The sequence below is a fragment of the Fervidobacterium riparium genome, assembly GCF_025370035.1.
GTDB lineage: Bacteria > Thermotogota > Thermotogae > Thermotogales > Fervidobacteriaceae > Fervidobacterium > Fervidobacterium gondwanense.
Genome location: NZ_CP009277.1, coordinates 1857177 through 1876386, shown reverse-complemented (window position 1 = coordinate 1876386; position 19210 = coordinate 1857177). Strand labels below are relative to the sequence as shown.

17 protein-coding genes are annotated in these 19210 nt (G+C 40.9%); 3 read left to right on the top strand and 14 right to left on the bottom strand.

The features are described from left to right. From IB67_RS09045 to IB67_RS09035, 3 genes are all read left to right on the top strand, one after another. The gene (locus IB67_RS09045; protein ID WP_072758759.1) at positions 1–1140 is read left to right on the top strand and encodes a protein-glutamate methylesterase/protein-glutamine glutaminase; all 1140 of its coding nucleotides are present in this window, start codon (positions 1–3) and stop codon (positions 1138–1140) included. Between the two features lie 66 nt (positions 1141–1206). After that, the gene (locus IB67_RS09040) at positions 1207–2283 is read left to right on the top strand and encodes an HD-GYP domain-containing protein (RefSeq protein ID WP_498875280.1); all 1077 of its coding nucleotides are present in this window, start codon (positions 1207–1209) and stop codon (positions 2281–2283) included. 32 nt (positions 2284–2315) lie between these two features. Beyond that, positions 2316–3944, top strand: coding sequence for a flagellar assembly protein A (locus tag IB67_RS09035; protein WP_498875279.1), 1629 nt, complete (start codon positions 2316–2318; stop codon positions 3942–3944). Positions 3945–4026: 82 nt separating this feature from the next. On the opposite strand, the gene gyrB is transcribed toward IB67_RS09035, so the two are convergent. From gyrB to IB67_RS08965, 14 genes are all read right to left on the bottom strand, one after another. Then, positions 4027–5961, bottom strand: coding sequence for a DNA topoisomerase (ATP-hydrolyzing) subunit B (gyrB, locus tag IB67_RS09030; protein WP_143145271.1), 1935 nt, complete (start codon positions 5959–5961; stop codon positions 4027–4029). 26 nt (positions 5962–5987) lie between these two features. After that, positions 5988–6278: a DciA family protein gene (locus IB67_RS09025; RefSeq protein ID WP_072758765.1), complete on the bottom strand. Its 291-nt coding sequence runs from the start codon at positions 6276–6278 to the stop codon at positions 5988–5990. Then, complete coding sequence (locus IB67_RS09020) at positions 6266–7012, bottom strand: aminotransferase class IV (RefSeq protein ID WP_498875278.1); 747 nt, start codon at positions 7010–7012, stop codon at positions 6266–6268. Before IB67_RS09020 ends, IB67_RS09025 begins: the two co-directional genes overlap by 13 nt. Beyond that, the gene (gene mtaB, locus IB67_RS09015; protein WP_072758769.1) at positions 6984–8303 is read right to left on the bottom strand and encodes a tRNA (N(6)-L-threonylcarbamoyladenosine(37)-C(2))-methylthiotransferase MtaB; all 1320 of its coding nucleotides are present in this window, start codon (positions 8301–8303) and stop codon (positions 6984–6986) included. Before mtaB ends, IB67_RS09020 begins: the two co-directional genes overlap by 29 nt. Next, positions 8300–8773, bottom strand: coding sequence for a CBS domain-containing protein (locus tag IB67_RS09010; protein ID WP_072758771.1), 474 nt, complete (start codon positions 8771–8773; stop codon positions 8300–8302). Before IB67_RS09010 ends, mtaB begins: the two co-directional genes overlap by 4 nt. Next, positions 8774–9727 carry a 1-phosphofructokinase family hexose kinase gene (locus tag IB67_RS09005; protein WP_339748028.1) on the bottom strand — a complete coding sequence of 318 codons (954 nt, stop codon included), beginning with the start codon at positions 9725–9727 and terminating at the stop codon, positions 8774–8776. A 2-nt stretch (positions 9728–9729) separates the two neighbouring features. Continuing rightward, positions 9730–10458 (bottom strand): ATP-binding cassette domain-containing protein, encoded by a 729-nt coding sequence (locus IB67_RS09000; RefSeq protein ID WP_072758787.1) that lies wholly within the window; start codon positions 10456–10458, stop codon positions 9730–9732. Continuing rightward, positions 10424–10588, bottom strand: a complete 165-nt coding sequence (locus IB67_RS08995) for a hypothetical protein (protein WP_178137744.1) — start codon at positions 10586–10588, stop codon at positions 10424–10426. The genes IB67_RS09000 and IB67_RS08995 overlap by 35 nt, the downstream gene beginning before the upstream one ends. 189 nt (positions 10589–10777) lie before the next feature. Beyond that, on the bottom strand, positions 10778–11905 hold the full coding sequence (gene aspC / locus IB67_RS08990) for an aspartate aminotransferase (protein ID WP_072758789.1): 1128 nt from the start codon (positions 11903–11905) through the stop codon (positions 10778–10780). Positions 11906–11918: 13 nt separating this feature from the next. Further along, positions 11919–13352: an aminomethyl-transferring glycine dehydrogenase subunit GcvPB gene (gcvPB, locus tag IB67_RS08985; protein WP_072758791.1), complete on the bottom strand. Its 1434-nt coding sequence runs from the start codon at positions 13350–13352 to the stop codon at positions 11919–11921. Next, the gene (gene gcvPA, locus IB67_RS08980; protein WP_072758793.1) at positions 13349–14674 is read right to left on the bottom strand and encodes an aminomethyl-transferring glycine dehydrogenase subunit GcvPA; all 1326 of its coding nucleotides are present in this window, start codon (positions 14672–14674) and stop codon (positions 13349–13351) included. Before gcvPA ends, gcvPB begins: the two co-directional genes overlap by 4 nt. A 46-nt stretch (positions 14675–14720) precedes the next feature. Then, positions 14721–16013, bottom strand: coding sequence for a glycine cleavage system aminomethyltransferase GcvT (gcvT, locus tag IB67_RS08975; protein WP_498875277.1), 1293 nt, complete (start codon positions 16011–16013; stop codon positions 14721–14723). Positions 16014–16112: 99 nt separating this feature from the next. Continuing rightward, complete coding sequence (locus IB67_RS08970) at positions 16113–17405, bottom strand: nicotinate phosphoribosyltransferase (RefSeq protein WP_072758795.1); 1293 nt, start codon at positions 17403–17405, stop codon at positions 16113–16115. 2 nt (positions 17406–17407) lie between these two features. Continuing rightward, complete coding sequence (locus IB67_RS08965) at positions 17408–19195, bottom strand: TIGR03960 family B12-binding radical SAM protein (RefSeq protein WP_143145273.1); 1788 nt, start codon at positions 19193–19195, stop codon at positions 17408–17410. Positions 19196–19210: the final 15 nt, after the last annotated feature.

The following is a 19210-nucleotide window of genomic DNA, read 5'->3' as shown; positions in this document are numbered from 1 at the left end:
TTGTACCGCAGTTCTTATAACGATGATAAAGAGCCCATAAAAGTTTTGGTAGTTGATGATTCACCACTAATGCAAAGGGCAATAAAAAGCTTGGTTGAATTAGATAAGAACATCAAAGTCATCGAAGTAGCGTCCAATGGAAGAGAGGCAATAAGATTGGCGAGGATGTTGAAGCCAGACGTCATAACCTTAGATATAAATATGCCTGAGCTGGACGGCTTGTCAGTCTTGAAGGTGCTCATTCAAGAAGAGATTGCACCCATAATAGTAGTCTCTATAATAACGCAAAAGGAAGCACCTGTAACGTATGAAGCACTCGAATATGGGGCATTTGATTATGTGCCCAAACCTATTGACGAAAGTTGGAACGCACTTGAGTTTGGAAGAGAGCTGAGAGAGAAAATTATACTTGCTTACGTGCAAGCGAAGAAAAGTGCAATCTTGCACAAACTTGCAGAAGAAAGGTTTACACTCATGAAAAAAGAGGGCCGAAAAAAGCCATCTGAAAAGAAGGACATCTACCAAGTAATGGAAAGCCGGGTTGTTGATTTTTATGGTGTGGGAATAGGCATATCGACCGGCGGTCCTAAGAACATATACGACGTGCTCCCACCACTTCCTTCAAATTTGAATGCAGCGATATTCGTGGTTCAGCATATGCCTCCGTTCTTCACCAAGCAGTACGCTGAGCATTTGGACAACTATTGCCAGATGAAAGTGTTGCACGCAGAAGATGGTATGGTTGTGGCCCCAGGGAATGTTTACGTTGCACAAGGTGGCTTTCACCTCACACTTGAAAGAAATGAAGAAAAATTAGTGATCAGATTAGCGAGTGAGCCAAAACATACTTTCATGCCGTCAGCAGATGTCACTTTATCAAGCATCGCAAAGGCATTTCGAGAGAAATCTATAGGAATAATAATGACTGGAATGGGAAATGATGGAGTGGAAGGACTGGCAGAAATAAAAAAGGCGGGAGGATTGTGTTTCGCCGAGTCGGAAGAAACAGCGATCGTATTCGGAATGCCAAAGGAAGCTGTAAAGGCAGGGGTCGTGGACAAGGTGCTACCATCTTACGCAATGCCTGAGGAAATAATTAAGACGGTCGGTACTGTAAAAGCAGAGAACTGTCAGGCATGAATTTTTGCTTGAATATAGATTGTTGCCCTATAAAACTTGGGATGCTTTTTTGCGAGGTGAGATTGGATGGATGATGAAAAGAAATCAACAGTGTTGGTAATTGATGACGATGCGCTCGTGAGAAATTATATTTCATCGGTTCTTAAAAAATTTCACATCGCGGTTGAAACCGCTGAGAATGGTGAGGAAGGATACAACATATTTAAAGCCTCGCCAGAAAGCCACAAAATTGTAATAGTTGACCTAATGATGTCAGTCATGGGCGGGCTCGAATTCATAGAAAAAGTCAGAAAGAACTACATGCCACCGTATCCATATATAATTGTTCTAACTTCAAAAGGTGAAGAGGATATCGTTGCTGAGTGCCTTGATTTGGGCGCTAACGATTTCTTAACTAAGCCCATAACTCCGAAACTGCTTGTTACTTACGTAAGGAAGGCTTTTAAGACTATCTCGATGATAGACCCTAACCTGCTTTTAGAAATCCCAACAAAATTGATGGAGTCGAAGGATCTCTACACGGTACTGCACAGTGAGAACGTCAGGTTATACAGTTCTGTGTTTTCAAAGCTATTGCTACAAGAAACAGATTATGTAGATATAGATGAAGCTTATCGAAATTCACTTTATGACTTCACTTATGAAATAGAAGTTGGTGCATTACTGCACGATACTGGCAAAATCGCAATTCCCGATCTGATATGGATGAAACCAGGAAGGTACAGCCCAGAAGAGCGAAAGATAATGGAAACACACACTACCAAAGGTGCATTAGCTATGACGAATTTAATAAATCGGTATCCAACGAGCACCATTATCAAGACCTGCTACGAAATTGTCAGGTGGCACCACGAGCGATGGGACGGAAAAGGTTATCCTGACGGTTTGAAGGGCAAAGAAATCCCAATATCCGCAAGAATAGTAGCGATAGCAGATGTTTTCGATGCACTCACGACCAGGAGGATTTACAGAAATGAATATTCTCCAGAACAGGCTCTGGAAATAATGATTAATGAGGAAGATGGGCATTTTGATCCTGAAATTTTTAAAATATTCCTCCAGCACGATAAGCTCTTCACAGCACTTGCCAAATCTCGCATGACAGCACAGATACTTGAAATTCAAAAACTTAGCAAACTGTAGCAGCGCATTCCTCCTCTGAAGAGGTGAGCCATATGGACATCATTAAGGCTAAAGAAATAACCGAGGTCTTTGATGAAATAGAGAAAAGATACGGGCAAACTTGGTACGAAATTGTCGCTGTGGAGATACAGACAGACGAACATGGCGAAATTAAAGCTGTTGTTAAACCTCTGCATGGAAAATTCCACCCTCAAACTGCGCATAGAGATGTTGAACGTGTGAAAGTCAAGGAGACTGTTCAGGATTTACTGAATGTTGAAACCCTTTCAGCACTTGAGGATAAAGTAAAAGAGTACGAGAATTTCAAAGTAAATGTGACTATATCTGATGATGAAATGAAGGCGTTTGTCACAATCATCCCTGGGATAATCAACGAAATGCCAACAAAAGATGAATTGGCTGAAGCATTATTTAACGCAGGGGTTGTTTTTGGCATAAAGCAGGACGTTTTGGAGAGGATAGTAAACGAAAAGATGACATACCAACCCATATTGGTTGCGGAAGGTAAAGAACCTCAACCGCCGGAAGATGCAAAGATTGATTATAAATTTAAGTTCTTAACTGGAGATCTGATAGAGCCCGGCGAGGAAATACCTTACTGCCTTTCAGGTCAAATTCTTGCAGAAAAGATTCCTGCAATACCTGGTACACCTGGTCATACCGTGACAGGAAAAGAGCTGCCAGCAAGGCAAGGAAAAGATTTTGATTTACGAGCGTTTTCAGGGCAGAACACAAAAATTGAGGGTGATAAGATTGTCGCAACGGTAAGTGGTCAGCCTTATATAGATGAGCAAGGTAGAGTATGCGTTAAAGAAGTTTTGGTATTAAGTGAAAAAGAAATATCATCCCAAAAATCATTCGACTTTCCAGGAAGTATAATGGTTAATTGTGGGTTGGATGGGAACTACAGAATAAATTCTGGCAAGGACGTCTTTATAAAAGGCATTGTTTCAGGACACGTAGAGATTAATGCTTCGGGGAATGTTTATATCAACGGTGGATTTTTCGGGCGTTCGAAAGGTAAGATACTGGCTGCAGGAGATGTTTCTGCTCAATTCTTCTCAGAATGCGTTGTTATTTCAAGAAGAAGCGTCTATTTAAATGATTACATAATGAATTCTGAAGTAATTGCCGGAAAAGCTGTGGTTGTTCGCGGAAAGGGAACAATAATAGGTGGAAAGGTAAAAGCGGTTGAATTGATAGAGGTTAGAGAAGCGGGTAATGTATCCGAGGTATCCACTGTTCTTGAGGTTGGTATAGACTTTGACTACGAGAAAAATAAAACTGAATTGACGCATAGGATAAGGATTCTTATTGACGAAATTAATGAGTTAGGCATATTGTGCCACAAGCTTCGTGAGATTTATAAAAGCGTTCCAGCAAAAGAGCAAGAAAAGGTGAAAAGTGCAATAATTAGAGCTGAACTCCAAAGAAAAGAGCTGATTGCAAAACTTAACACGGTAAGAGGCGAAATCTCAAAATTAAAGTTTGTAGCTAATCAAGAAGCTTTAAGCAAGAGTCCTCGCATAGTTATAAGAGAAAGTTGCCATCCAGGAGTTACGCTAACTATTCTGGGTGAATCTTATAAAGTACTGTACGAATTAGGTCCAAGGGCACTGAATTTGCAAGCAATAAAAGAATTGAAATCAAGAAGATGTTAGTCTCGTAAGAATTTAGAAAATCAAAACCCCCATAAAGGGGGTTCTTGTTTCGAATAATGGATTTAATGAATTACTAAAAATGTCAAACATCCAAATCCACTAAGCTCAGCTGTTTCGCATGTCTCATTATGTATCCTTTGCGTTCTTCCGTGTCTTTTCCCATGAGAATTTCAAACAGGTTGTCCGCCTCTTCCGCATCCTCTATGCTTATCTTTATTATCTTTCTCGTCTGCGGGTTCATCGTTGTCTCCCAGAGCTGTTCTGGGTTCATCTCACCAAGACCTTTATAACGCTGTATTTCGTATTTTCTACCATTGACATTAGCCAATTTTTCCTTGAGTTCCTCATCAGAGTAGAGGTATACGGGCTTTTCACCACTGACTGTGAATTTGTAAAGTGGTGGCATGGCAACGTATATTCTGCCATCTTCAAGAAGTGGCCTCATGTACCTGTAAAAGAGCGCTAATAACAACGTTCTGATGTGCGCACCGTCGACGTCAGCATCGGTCATGATGACTATCTTTCCGTACCTGAGCTTCGATGGGTCAAAATTGTCTCCCGTTCCTGAACCAATTGCGGTGATTATATCTCTTATTTGTTCATTTTTGAGAAGCTTCAATTCATTGCTCTTTTCAACGTTCAGTATCTTTCCTCTCAATGGCAATATTGCTTGGAAATTCCTGTCCCTTGCCTGTTTGGCGCTTCCACCTGCTGAGTCACCTTCGACGATGAAGAGTTCTGATTCTTCAAAGTTCTTCGTGATGCAGTCTGCCAGTTTTCCTGGTAATGTCGAGTTCCCAAGACTGCTCTTTCTTTTTACCGCTTCCCTTGCTCTTTTGGCAGCTTCCCTTGCCTCTCTTGTCTGCTGCGCTTTTTGGATTATTATCTTCAAAACGGATTCGTTAACTTCAAAATAGTCTGTAAGTCTGTCGCGTACAACTTTGGCAACCGCTTCTTGCACTTCTTCGTTTCCGAGCTTTGATTTTGTTTGTCCTTCGAATTGAGGTGTTCCCATCATCAGTACGTTGACAACAGCGGTCATGCCTTCCCTGAGGTCTTCGCCTCTGAACGGCTCGCCTTTTATCATGTTTTTCTTCTTGCCAAGGTCGTTCACAACTCTTGTGAAAGCAGTCTTAAAGCCCGTAACGTGCGTACCGCCATCAACCGTTTTTATGTTGTTTACAAACGAGATTATCTCTTCAGCATCGTTGTCAGTGTACTGAAACGCAATCTGAACTTGCACATCTTGAGAAGTGCCTTCAATTAAGACTGTTTCGTGAAGTGTCTTTTCACCCTTGTTTAAGTACGCCACAAATTCTTTTAAACCACCGGCATAGTGGAGCGTTCTTTGTATGTTTTCACGTTCGTCCACAAATTCTATCGTTATGTTAGGATTCAAAAATGCCAAGTCTCTAAGCCTTGTGAGTATTGTGTCTGAATCGAATTCTACCGTTGTGAATATCATCTTGTCTGGTTTGAATCTAACTATCGTTCCTCGCTTGTCGGTCGTGCCTACAAGTTCTACCTCTGTTGTTTTGTTTCCTCGCGCGTAGCGTTGCCTATATATTTTACCGTCTCTGTGCACTTCTACTTCCATCCATTCAGAGAGCGCGTTAACAACCGATGCGCCAACACCGTGCAATCCACCGCTGACTTTGTAGCTGTCTTTAGAAAATTTACCTCCAGCATGGAGTGTTGTCATAACTACTTCGAGCGCGCTTGTACCTGTTTCTGGGTGAACATCAACAGGGATACCTCTTCCGTTGTCCTCAACTTCAACAGAACCATTGCTCTTTATTACAACCCTTATTTTGTCACAAAATCCTTGTATCGCTTCGTCTATACTGTTATCAACTATTTCATACACCAAGTGATGTAACCCGTTTTTACCGGTTGAACCTATGTACATTCCTGGTCTTTCGCGAACCGGTTCAAGCCCTTTGAGCACTTTTATGTTTTGTGCATTGTATTGATTGGTGGTAACCATACTCTGTTCACGACTTTCAAAATTGTCCATTACTTACACCTCCGCACACGGTTTGCTTATTTTTTTCTCTCTGTCTGAATTTTTACGTCACTGATTGGAAATTTTATATGCTCTTCTAATCTTTTCTTTATCTGCCTCTTCATCTTCTTCAGTTCATTGGTCCATATATTGTCATCACATTCTATTGTTATCGTTCCATCTTCAAAAGATGAGAATCTGCAGTGTTTAGATATATTTGCGCCAAGTATCTTTTCACTCATCTCTTCCAATTGTGATAAGATGTATATCTTTTTGAAAAAGGCATCTTTAAGTGCTAATTCGGAGAAAATTTTCCTCAGAGTAAGCATTTGATATACTCCTCGAACCCGGTCGAAAGTTCTTTACCTAATTCTGTTTCAAGTTTTCTTTTACCTATCTCGTCCACTGGGACAATTCCTCTACTTGTATGCGTTAAGAATAATTCATCGGCGTAAAATAGCTCGTAAGGCTCTACGATTCTTTCCTCAACTTTAAATCCATTTTCTTTCAAGAAGTTCAATACATGCATTCTTGTAATGCCATCTAATATACCTGAATCGAGCGATGGTGTCACGATTTTATCGTTGAAAACGAGAAAGATGTTGCTGAAAGTCCCTTCGCAAACTTGTCCTTTGGTTCCGAGCATTATGACGTCGTAGTTGTCACCTTTTGTCAATCTTGCAAGGTATATGTCAGGCCTGCCGAGCGATTTCAAGTCCGGTGGCATACTCATTGGATCTGCTCGTCTAACGATTGTGAAATCAATTTTCACATGCGAAATAAAATAATTTTCCGTAGACTCACGGAAGACATAGCTGAGCAGATTACCATCGTATACGTAGACTATTCTAATTCTCTCAGACAAGTTCCCATAAATAAGTTCTTCAAATTCAGTCAGTTTAGGAGGTTCTATTTTAAGGTAAGAAAGTGATTTACACAATCTGTTATAATGTTCCTTCAAAGCAAATGGTTTGTTATTGTACGTTCGAATGGTCTCGTAAACTGCTATCCCTTTTGTAAGGGCTTCAACAATGTCAGTCGTTTGATACTTGCTTTTGAACAACCTTCGACACCACACCTTCCTGCGTCACGGAGCAAATTACGACCTTTGAAAATTCACCTATACTCCCGCCGTTGCTTTCATGCGGTATGTAATATTCGTCGTAACCGTAATAGATTCCGTTTTGAATACCTTCAACAAGAATAACGGCATTCTTTCCTACCAATTTCTTCTTATATTCATTTGCAACATTTTCAGAATGTTTAATCAAGATTTCTGCTCTTTCTTTCTTTATGTTTCCGGGAATTTGGTTTTCTAATCTTGAGGCTGGGGTATTGGGTCTCTGCGAATACCTGAACGTGTGAACTTTACTGAACTTGACTTTTTCAACAACTTCGAGTGTTTCAGCAAACTCTTTTTCCGTTTCGCCAGGAAATCCAACCATTATATCTGTCGTTATAGAAAAGAGCGGATCAAAAGCTCTAAGCTTATTGACTTTTTCCACAAATTGCTCGGCAGTGTAACCTCTGCCCATTCTTCTCAAAACAGTTGAGCTACCGCTCTGAATTGGAATATGGAGGTGATTGCAAATTCGCTCTTCTGATTTAATAACATCTATCAGCTCATCTGTTATATCTTCGGGATTTATCGAGCTCAATCTTATTCTGAACTCTCCGTCTATTTTCGAAAGATTTCTTAGGAGCTCTGCAAGGTTTGTTCCCAAGTCTTTTCCGTACTTTCCAAGGTTCAGACCGGTTATGACGATTTCCCTGTGTTTTTTATTAACTAACTTCTGAACTTCTTTTACAACAACCTCTATCGGTTTGCTCCTTGTTTTTGTACCTCGCAAACTTCTAATCACACAGTATGTACAACTGTTATCACAACCATCTTCGACCTTTATAAACGCTCTTGATCTCTCTGTCACTGAGTTTTCGACAATTTCGAATGAAATGTCGTCTTCTTCCCAGTAACCGATGTTGAAATACGTACCTGTATCGCTCAAATACTTGAGTATCTGCTTCTTCTCAGAATTTCCAAGTACGAGGTCAACGCCTAAAATTTTGTACTCTTCCTCAACTCTCGGGATTTGCACGTAGCAACCGCTGAGTATTATCTTCGAATCCGGATTCATTTTTCTCAAATGCCTAACAGTCTGTCTGACCTTTCTTTCCGCTTCTGCTGTTACAGCACAGCTATTTAGTATGTAAACGTCTGCGCCTTGATCCTCGCCTGAATAAACGATGTGTCCAGCGTTTTCAAGCATTTCGATGATCATTTCACTTTCGTACTGATTCAGTTTGCAACCTTGAGTTATAACGGAAATTCTGAGTGCTTTATCTATACGATTCATCTGCCGTTATTCACCACCGCTTCCTTGTGTACTGCACTTTCAAGAACTGATATTCTTGTGACAAAGCCCAGCAACACGTTATTATCGTCAACAACAGGTATTATCTTGTACCCTTTCCTCATTATCAAGTCAGCAACATACAGAAGGGTGTCGCTTGGTTTGACAGTCTGTGCTGGCTTTGTTGCAAATTTTCCAATAGGTTCGCGGGCTATTTCTTTCAGCCTTCGAATGAAAAGATTGGTGTCCGGCAAAAACGCAGCTGTTTGCAATAGATTGAAATAACTTGGCAAACACGCCCTGATGATGTCGTCTTCCCCAACAAAACCTATTACTCTCAATTCGTTATCAACCACGCTTATCCCTGGCAATCCAGTTTTGTTCAATATGTCTATTACAACTTCAACTGTGTCATTTTCAAAAACAAAGGTAATATCGTGTGTCATGAAGTCTTTGACTTTTAAGCTTTCCATCTATTCCACCCTCTCGGTAGAGATTTTACCAAGGTACTCCTCAATCAGTGAAAGTGAAGGTGGTTCTTTTCCAATATAAGACGTTTTAGCTACTGCGGCAGCATAGCCGTATCTCGCCATATCTAAGCAACACATCCCTTTCGAATTAGCAAAGATCATACCAGCTACAAAGTTATCTCCGCTACCCAAAAGATAAGAGTGATCAATTTCAACCTTCGGAGAAAATTTCCAGACACCATCTTCTGTAGCTACAAAGTCGTATACTGTCTTGTAAGATAGAATAACCAATCTCGCCCCTTGTTTAACGAAATCTTTGGCTGCCTGTATGTACTCTTGCTCCGTGTTCAATATACGTCCTAAGATCTTTTCGCTCCTTCTCATGTCGTATTTCAACACATCAGGAAATGCTACTTTTATCGACTCAGTTATTATCTCATCTCGCGCTTCCCAAAATACGACTTTTCTATACTTCTTTGCTATTTTTGTCAGTTCACCATAAAATGAAAGTGGTACTCCTTTCGGTACACTTCCAGAAATTACAACTGCTCTTACTTTTTGAACAAGGACTTCATACCTTTTCAAAAAGTTATTTAAATCCAATTCGTTAACGGTAGGACCTTCTGAATTAATCTCCGTGAGCGTATGCGAAAGTGTATCTGCAATAGCGATATTTTCACGCGTCTCATCGGAAATTCTAACAAAACTTGTAGATATTAACGAACCGTACTTTCGCAATTCGGAAAGTAGAATCTGTCCCACATAACCTCCTATGAAACCAGTGACAATCGATGGTATGCTGTAGTGGGACAAGACAACAGAAACATTCACTCCCTTACCACCTGGAGTCATTCGGTTCTTTTCTTTGGATACAATATTTAACTTGTCTAACGTAAATCCATCTATTATGAATTCCCTGTCAAGCGCGGGATTAAGGCAAACCGACAAAACCTCCATCATCATGCCCCCAAAATATATTTTTCTGGTTCACCACTGTATACTATTTTACCACCTCTCATGACTATTAGCAAATCTCCAAGCCCCAAGAATCTTTTTAAAGTGCGTGTTGCAAGAATTATGATCTTAGTTTCAGAAAGTTCTTTGAGCATCTTAGTCACAAATTCTATATGTTCATCGTCAAGGTGGTCTAAAAGACAGTCAAGAACAAGCACAGAGGACTGCCTTATTGAGGAAATGAAAAGCAAAAGTCCGATCTTTTCGAGAACATATAGAGACGAAAGCGGTGTTTTTTCAAACTTATCCAGTGCTTTTAGTACACCAAAATTATCCAATTCCGTAGCATGTTCTTCCACACTGAACTTGTACCCGTGTCCAAAGACTATTTCAATCAACTCTTTTAAGTTTAAATAGTCGAGCGATTCCAAAAAGTTCGTATCCAAGTAAGTAACGATCTGTCTGATTTCCTTTTCGGAAAAATCTTCAACGTTGGTAGTATCAAAGTACATCTTGCCTGAATATCTTATATTTGGATACGTTTCTCTGTTGAGTCTTGAAAAACTTCTCAAAAACGCAGATTTCCCAGAGCCTCTGGGACCGTAGAGGATTACAAACTTTCCAACGTCAAGTTCCAAGTTTATATTCTCAAAGAGGATACTCTCTTCGACTGTAGCTGTGAAATTCTCACATAGTACCTTACTTATCGTGAGCTGAACGTTCTTTTTTCTCATCCTTTTTCACCGTATCCTTCAGGCGTTCCTCAAGCTCACTTTTTGCTTTTTCGTCACCTTGGTTAGTCAAACGTATTAGTTCATATTGCGAAAGGATCTTCTCCTTTTTAAGCTTTATGACTTTCTCCATCTATTCATCTCCTTCTTTTATTTTTCTATTTTAATTTTCGATAATATTATACCATCATTTAGTTAAGACATCTTGTATCGTATTTTAACTTTGATGGACTTAAGTTAAGAGAATACTACATTGCAAGGCCAAAAAAATGGGGATGCTCAATCGCATCCCCATTGTTGTCAACTTATAGCTCCATAAACTTCAGATATTTTCCAAAAATTCCTTTATTCGCTTCATTCCTTCCTCGATTTTATCTATTGAAGTGGCAAAACTTATCCTTACAAAGCCTGGCATTTCGAAAGCGCTTCCTGGAACTGTCGCAACAAGTTTTTCTTCTAAGAGTTTCTTGCAAAATTGCTCATCGTCTCCAGATACTTTGAAGAACAAATAAAACGCACCTTTCGGTTCTACGTATTCAAGGCCGTATTCTCTTGCCTTGCTAAGAATAAACGCTCTGCGCTTTTTGAATTCATCAATCATGTATGTGTTATTTGTCCTGCAAGCCTCAATAGCCGCATACTGAGCTGGTGTATTTATGTTTGAGCTAACGTGGCTCTGTATTTTTGATATTCTTTTCTTTATTTCTTTGTTCTTAGTGGCTGTGTACCCAACTCGCCAGCCTGTCATGGCATGTGATTTGCTGAACGCGTTGACATATATGAGTAAGTCATCGTTCACAAGCCCATACAGAGAAATGTGGTTACCGTCGTAGACTAAATCGTCGTAAACTTCGTCGCTTATCACGAATATTTTTCTTTCGTTTGCTATTTCTGCAATTGTCATAAGTATTTCTTTGTCATAGACTCCGCCTGTCGGATTATTTGGCGAATTGACAAGAATAATCTTCGTTTTCTCCGTCAGGTGAGACAATATTTCATCTTTTGTCGGCACAAATTCGTTTTCGAATTTGGTGCGTACCACCACTGGTTTGCCTCTTGAAAGCAGAACTTGTGGAACGTAGCTTACCCAGAGTGGTGCGAACATGAGCACTTCGTCGCCTTCGTTGAGTATGGCGGAGAATGCGTTGAAAAGCGCTTGTTTCCCGCCGTTGCTAACGACTATTTCGTCTGGGGTGTAGTGGACATTCTTCTTTTCTCTAAGATAATTCGATATGGCTTCTCGTAATTGTGGAATTCCATTGCTGTCTGTATATTTTGTAAGACCTTTTTGAAGAGCTTCAATGGCTTTTTCAACTATATTCTTTGGCGTTTCGAAATCCGGCTCGCCCACAGTGAAGTTTATTACATCTTTCCCCTCAGAAATGAGTTTTTTGGCAAGTGCATCTATTTCGAGTGTCTTAGAAGGTAGTATCTGCTCTGTTGGATGCATGAAATCTCACCGCCTATTTTTTGTATCTGAAAATTGGGTACTTCGTTGCGTTAACATCGTCCAACCTTCTGACTGGCGTTGAGTATGGAGCACCTTTGACTAATTCTGGCTTTGTGGTGGCTTCTTCGTATATCTTTTCCATAGCATCTACAAATGTATCGAGTGTCATCTTGCTTTCCGTTTCAGTCGGCTCAATCATGATAGCTTCGTGCACAATAAGTGGGAAGTAAACAGTTGGAGCGTGCAAACCATAATCCAACAATCTCTTTGCTATATCCAGCGTTTTTACTCCGGTTTTCTTTACAAATTCTTCGTTATCAATCACAAACTCGTGCATGCACATTCTGTCATGGGAAGCGTTGTATAGTTTGGACAATTTTGCCCTGAGGTAATTTGCGTTCAAGACAGCCATGTCGCTGACATGTTTCAAGCCTTTGTTACCCATTGTTAGTATATACGTGTAAGCTTTGACCATGACTAAGAAGTTGCCATAGAATGACCTAACCATTCCTATCGATTTCGGCAAGTTATAGTCGAGGTCGTATCCTCTTTCTGTCTTTTTCATAACTGGTATCGGCAAGTAAGGTGCAAGGCGTGCTTTTACACCTATCGGACCACTGCCTGGACCGCCCATGCCATGTGGCGTGCTGAATGTCTTGTGCAGGTTGAGGTGGACTATATCAAAACCCATATCTCCGGGCCTCGTTCTTCCCATAATAGCATTGAGATTTGCACCGTCGTAGTACAACAACGCGCCAACTTCATGCGCCATCTTGGCAATCGTCAAGATGTCTTTTTCGAAAAGCCCAAGTGTATTTGGATTTGTGAGCATTATTACTGCAACAGATTCGTCCAAATGAGTCTTCAATTCTTCCAAATTCACGCAACCGTCTTCACCAGATTTCAGTTCAACAACTTCGAAACCCGCCATCGCAGCAGACGCTGGATTCGTTCCGTGTGCGCTATCTGGCACTAAGACTTTCTTTCTCTTTTCAAGCTCTCCTTTGTCTTCGAAGTACGCTCTTGCAATAAGTAACCCTGTCAGCTCACCGTGTGCACCGGCTGCCGGTTGCAGCGTCATATCGTCTGTACCGGTGATTTCACACAGTAATTCTTTCAAATGCCCCATCAGTTTTACCGCACCAGTTATCGTTTCTCTTGGTTGCATTGGGTGTAAATTTGCAAATAGAGAAGCCATGTCTTCATTAATTTTAGGATTGTACTTCATCGTACATGAACCGAGCGGGTAAAATCCCCTATCAACGGAATAGTTCTTGGAAGCTAAATCGGTGTAGTGCCTCACAACATCAACTTCTGAGACTTCTGGAAGCATGGGTTCAGACTTTCTCACAAGATGTTCTGGCAATTTAATTTCAAGCTTGTCGACATCGTATTCAGGAAGCTCGTAACCTTTTCTTCCGCGTGTGGATTTTTCAAAGATCGTCATTTTGACATCACCTCAACAAGTCTTTCAATCGATTCTTTTGTGTTGACTTCTGTTGAGCAGACGAGTGCGCTCGGTCCAAGTTCTTTGTATACTCTGTCTATTGGTATTGGTCCCAATATTCCATCCTTTACCATCTCATGCCATCTTGCCCTGTAGCTCTCAGGTACTCTCACAACGAATTCGTTAAAGAATTCACCTGTGAATATTCTCTTAATGCCTTTCTCTTCAAGTTTCTTTGCCAAAACATGCGCGTTGTTGTAAGAACGATAGGCAACTTCTTTTAATCCTTGTGGTCCCATTGTCGAAAGGTAAATTGCGTTGATCAGTGCAATGTAGGCTTGGTTAGAGCAGATGTTTGATGTTGCTTTTTCCCTTCTTATGTGCTGTTCTCTTGTTTGGAGAATCATGACGTAACCCTTTTTTCCTTCTATATCCTTTGTTTCACCGATTAATCTTCCCGGCATCTTTCTGACATGTTTTTCAAGCGTTGTGAAGAAACCTATGCCAGGTCCGCCAAGATTTGGAGTGACACCGAGCGATTGACCTTCACCCACAACTATGTCCGCACCAAATTTACCAGGTGCTTCAAGCAACGCCAGTGATACAGGTTCGGCAACGACTATGAATACAACGTTCTGAGGAATTGTTTCCCTTATAGATTTTAAGTCTTCAACAATTCCGAAGAAGTTAGGATATGCCACCGCAACTGCCGCAACTTCGTCGGACAATTTTTCTTTTAACGCATTAATATCTATCTTTCCAGTATCATCGTATCCGATTTCTTCGATAGCAATATCAAGTGGCTTCGTGTAAGTTTTCGCGACCGTTCTGTATTCAGGATTAATGGTTTTTGCAACTAACATTTTCGTTTTGCCCGTTATTCTCGTTGCCATCAAGAGGCTCTCTGCGAATGCGCTCGCCCCGTCGTACATGGAAGAGTTGGCAACTTCCATTCCGGTGAGTTCACACATCATCGTTTGGTATTCAAAAAGCATCTGCAATGTTCCTTGTGATACCTCAGCTTGGTATGGCGTATAAGCTGTCACAAAATTCGGATTTGATGCGAGGTGTTTTACAACCGTTGGGATATAGTGGTAGTATATACCTGCGCCCATGAAAACATTCTCGGGCTCAAAACTGATGTTTTCTTTAGCGAGAGCTCCTACCAATTTTCTGACTGTGAATTCATCTTTGCCTTCTGGTATGTTGTAACCATCTATCGTCTTTGGCACATCAACAAACAAGTCATCGATGCTCTTCACACCTATTTCTTCCAACATCTGCTTAATTTCTTCTTCCGTATGAGGTATGTATCTGTGCACGCTTTTCACCCCTTTTCAAAATTCAATGACATGTTTTATGTTGAGTTTATTTTTTTGATTTCACGCTACCACGGTAGAACGGTGTTTTTACAACAGTTGCGTCAACGTACTTGTCCCTTATCAATACCTGAACGGTGTCACCAAGTTTTATACCCGCATCAATCAGAGCAAAGGCAATTGGTTTGTTTAGAGTTGGAGAGAACGTGCCACTTGTTACGTACCCAATTTTGTTGCCGTGCTTGTAAACTTCCATATTGTGTCTTGGGACGAGTTTTGTATCGAGAGTAAGTCCCCTGAGCCTTCTTTTCAGTCCTTCTTCTTTTTGTTTTAAGAGCGCCTCTTTACCATGGAATTCTCCTTTTTCAAATTTCACAGCCCACGGTATCGATGCCTCAAGAGGTGTGATTGTATCGTCCATGTCGTTCCCGTACAGGAGTAACCCAGCTTCTAAACGGAGCACATCTCTTGCACCCAACCCTGCAGGTTTGATTCCTATTTCGAGCAGTTTTCTCCAGACAAAAGCTGTCTGATTTGCAGGAATGTACAATTCAAACCCATCTTCACCGGTGTACCCAGTTCTTGAAATGATGCCTTTAACTCCGAAAATTTCTCCTTCTTTGAGCGAATAGTATCCGATTTCCTCAAGATTTAGATTGGTATATGGCTGAAGTTTCTCTTGTGTCAACGGTCCTTGGACAGCTATCAGACCAGTTTCGTCCGAAATGTCGGTCAGTTTGACGTTGAACTTTTCAGCAAGCTTTGAGAGATGATTGAAGTCTTTTGATATATTGGCGGCGTTAACAACGAACATCACCTTCTCAGCTGCTATTTTGTAAACCAATAAATCATCTACAAAACCGCCGTTTTCGTTACACATAGCGGTGTAAATAATATCACCAAAATTGATAGAGCCAAAATCATTTGTCACAACGTAATTTGCAAATTTTACAGCATCAGGACCTTCGCACATGAATTCTCCCATGTGGGATACATCGAACATCCCAACTTCTTTTCTTACAAGATTTACTTCATTTACTATGCCTTCGTACTGCAGTGGCATGTAGTAACCGGCAAATTCGACCATCTTAGCACCGAGTTTGACGTGTTCGTCGTAAAGTGGTGTGTATTTCACGGAAACTCCCTCCTCATTAATCAAATTGTTCGCTTCTTCATAAAACTCTTCTGGGACAAGAACCTCGCATTGAGCACTACTACCAAAAATAGGATGCACAAAAACGTCGGTCTTTTGAACTATGACCGGTATATTGTACGCAGTAAGGAATTTTTCAATCAACCTCGCTTCGACCTCACCTATCGTGCTCCTAACGATTTTCCACACCTTTTGTTTCACTCCAATGCAAATTAATCGGAATATTCACTATTTTTCCATATGCTTAATTTCAGTCTACTATCGTTCGAAAAATATCGCAATGCTTGTTTATTCTTCCCAGTAGCGTTTAGTAACAATTTTCAGATGCGAAGCATCTTTTTTGTATCTTCCCACTTTTGCGCACGGTTTTCCATTCACTTCCACGATATCTGCGGTGATATCTATCTTTTTCTTAAGGAGTTTTGAACCCACACCATAGACATCGGCAGGCACGCCAAGATTTTCGAAAAGTTTAATCTTTTCCTCATCAAAGCCTCCAGAGACAACTATCTTCAAAGCTTTGAGCCCTACCTTATCGAATTCTTGCCTTGCTTTCCAGACCAACTCGGGGCACACTCCAAATGACTGTGGTCCTATTGGTGTAACCGACTTATCTCTCAAACTTCCAGACGTGTCGAATCTGACACCCCATATTTTATTCTTTCCGGGTCCTATAATCGGAGATGGATCCGTTTCACCAAGGATGAACGGTTTTCCCATTACATATTCGTACTGTTTCTTCACAACTCTAAATGTCGTACCTATTACATCGTTATCCCAATCTACCAAGACTATCCTGTTGACGTTTTCTGGCATGTATTTATCAAATGCGATCGCAGCGTCTTCCGTACTGCCATCATACGCTGCAATTAGTGCATGAGGAATTGTACCCATAGACTCAACACCCCAATAGTCCGCATTTGCATCTGTCGATACTCCAAACGCTCCGGCTTTAAGTGCTGCATATCCGTCGGTTGCTTGCACCCAGTAATGGTCAAATCTTGCACTGAAGAACAGGATTGGTTTACCGTTAGCTGCTTCGACTACTCTCTTTACGGCAGTTGCCGTACTCGTTGCCCTTGCTATGACACCGAGCAACACTGTCTCAAGATACCCAAAATAGATTGGGTCGCCTTCGATAGTCATCAAAGGCTCACCATCAGGAACGTATTCGCCATCGTAGACTGCTCTAACTTCAATCTCATCCCATTTATCTACCCACAGTTCGTTCAACTTAAGCCTTAGGTCCCATTTTTTTCTTGTGAGTTCAACAATTTTCTCTACATCACCCTCGACAGATAGACTCTGCATCGCTCTGTCCAAATTCAAGATTTCGTTGTAAAGCCTTTTCGCTTCTTGTTCGTTTTCGTAATACCCTGTGCAGTACCTTAAAATTGCCAATGCCTCATCAACGCCACAGACAACGGCGTTATCCCTCGGGAAGAACTGATAGTATACCCTCGGATGTCTGTCGTCTTTTTTCAAAACCTCAACGTAGCGCGTGAAGTATTTATCTGAATAATACCCCATCCTTATGCGATCAATAGGCACTTTAAAAACTTTTGGGTGCAACCTGCTCATATTTACTTCCTCCCTTTAATTGCATTTGAAACTTTGTAGTCGAAACAAACCCTGCAAAGTGTACAACCGTTTCTGCAATCTTTCGTCGTTGTTGCACCGAAATAATTCTTGTACTCATCCCACAAAAACTCTTTGCTTACGCCTGTATCAAGGTGATCCCATGGAAAGTCCACGAGTTCATATGGACCACGGTAGCTTTCTATATTTATCTCTTGGAAATATTTAGTCCACTTTTCGAATGAGAAATACTCCCCCCATTCATCATAATAACCCTCTTTGTAGACTTTTTCAATGACAGGGAAGAGTTTTCTATCACCTCTTGAGAGAATTCCTTCGATAAAACTCTTTTTTCCGTCGTTTATGTCTAATTTTCCAAATTTTCTGTATGGTGATAAGATTTTTTTCACCATATCCATGTACTCAGGACTTTGAAGTCTTGCGAATTGGAAAGCTGTGTGCGGTTTTGGTATCAGCAAATTGATTGATGCGGTGATATCTGAAAAGCCTAAGTTTTTAATCTTTTTGACTATCTCTCCTATTTCCTGTATGTCTTCTTCGGTTTCGTTGGGAAAACCAACCATAAAGTAAAGTTTTATCCTCCTCCAACCAGCTCTCTTAGCCTCCTGAGCAGTTGCAAGTATGTCTTCTAAGTTTATTTGTTTGTTTATAGCATCGCGCATCTTCTGGCTACCGGCCTCAGGCGCGAAGGTCAAGCCAGTTTTTCGAACTGTCGATATCTTTTCAGCAAGCTTTATATTGAATGCGTCTACTCGGGTTGATGGAATAGAGATCGAGAGTGTACGTTCTTTGACATAGGGCATCAATCTGTCTACTATTTCATTTATCTGTGAGTGATCCAATGCGGAGAGCGAGAGGAGTGAGACTTCGTCGTAACCAGTGTTCTCAATGAGCTTCTTAATGCCTTTTTCTATATTTTCCGCACTTCTCTCACGAACAGGTCTGTAGACGTAACCAGCATGGCAGAATCTACAGCCTCTTGTGCATCCGCGACTTATCTCAACAACTACTCTGTCGTGCACGCTTTCCAAATGTGGAACGATTTTTCTTTCCGGTAATTTAGCACTATCGAGATCTTTGAGAATATTCCTTCGAACTTTCGAAGGGGCGAAATCGTACTTCGGTAGTATTCTACTGCCCTCCTGACGATAGAACATAGGTATGTAGATGCCATCGATTTTGACAAGTTCTTTTAATCTATCTTCTCGTTTTATTCTTTTTGTTTCTTTAATCACTCTCAGAACATTTTGAAAGTTAACCTCTCCATCGCCAAGGTAAATGGCATCAAAAGCCTCTGCAATAGGCTCACAGTTGTAAGCAACGGGACCTCCTCCAAGTACGATGGGATCCTCTTCTCTCCTGTCGTAACATCTTATTGGTATTTTCGACAATTCCAATAACTTGAGAACATTCGTGTAAGAGAGTTCGTATTCGAGAGATATGCCGAGCACGTCCATTTCATATATTGGAGTTTTCGTTTCAAGGGTAAATAAAGGTATTCCCTTTTCTTCCATTTTTTGAATCATATCGGGCCAAGGAAGAAAGACGCGTTCTGCATAGGCAAAATCCAGTTCATTAGCGAGCCAATACAGAATCTCAAGTCCGTAATGCGACATTCCAACCTCGTAAACATCTGGGAAAGCAAGAGCAACCCTTAGTATCTTTTCGTTGGCTTCCTTAACGACACTATTGTACTCGCCTCCTATGTATCTCGCAGGCTTTGAGACGCTAATTAAGTTTTCTGATAAGAATTTGATTATAGATTGCTTCACGGGATACCTCCATTT

Coding starts and splice junctions, on each gene's coding strand:
- mtaB (WP_072758769.1), bottom strand. CDS start 8,303: ATGAATCGTATAGATAAAGCACTCAGAATTTCCGTTATAACTCAAGGT.
- IB67_RS09040 (WP_498875280.1), top strand. CDS start 1,207: ATGGATGATGAAAAGAAATCAACAGTGTTGGTAATTGATGACGATGCG.
- IB67_RS09025 (WP_072758765.1), bottom strand. CDS start 6,278: ATGCTTACTCTGAGGAAAATTTTCTCCGAATTAGCACTTAAAGATGCC.
- gcvPB (WP_072758791.1), bottom strand. CDS start 13,352: ATGACGATCTTTGAAAAATCCACACGCGGAAGAAAAGGTTACGAGCTT.
- gyrB (WP_143145271.1), bottom strand. CDS start 5,961: ATGGACAATTTTGAAAGTCGTGAACAGAGTATGGTTACCACCAATCAA.
- IB67_RS09000 (WP_072758787.1), bottom strand. CDS start 10,458: ATGAGAAAAAAGAACGTTCAGCTCACGATAAGTAAGGTACTATGTGAG.
- IB67_RS09005 (WP_339748028.1), bottom strand. CDS start 9,727: ATGGAGGTTTTGTCGGTTTGCCTTAATCCCGCGCTTGACAGGGAATTC.
- aspC (WP_072758789.1), bottom strand. CDS start 11,905: ATGCATCCAACAGAGCAGATACTACCTTCTAAGACACTCGAAATAGAT.
- IB67_RS08995 (WP_178137744.1), bottom strand. CDS start 10,588: ATGGAGAAAGTCATAAAGCTTAAAAAGGAGAAGATCCTTTCGCAATAT.
- IB67_RS09035 (WP_498875279.1), top strand. CDS start 2,316: ATGGACATCATTAAGGCTAAAGAAATAACCGAGGTCTTTGATGAAATA.
- IB67_RS09010 (WP_072758771.1), bottom strand. CDS start 8,773: ATGGAAAGCTTAAAAGTCAAAGACTTCATGACACACGATATTACCTTT.
- IB67_RS08970 (WP_072758795.1), bottom strand. CDS start 17,405: ATGAGCAGGTTGCACCCAAAAGTTTTTAAAGTGCCTATTGATCGCATA.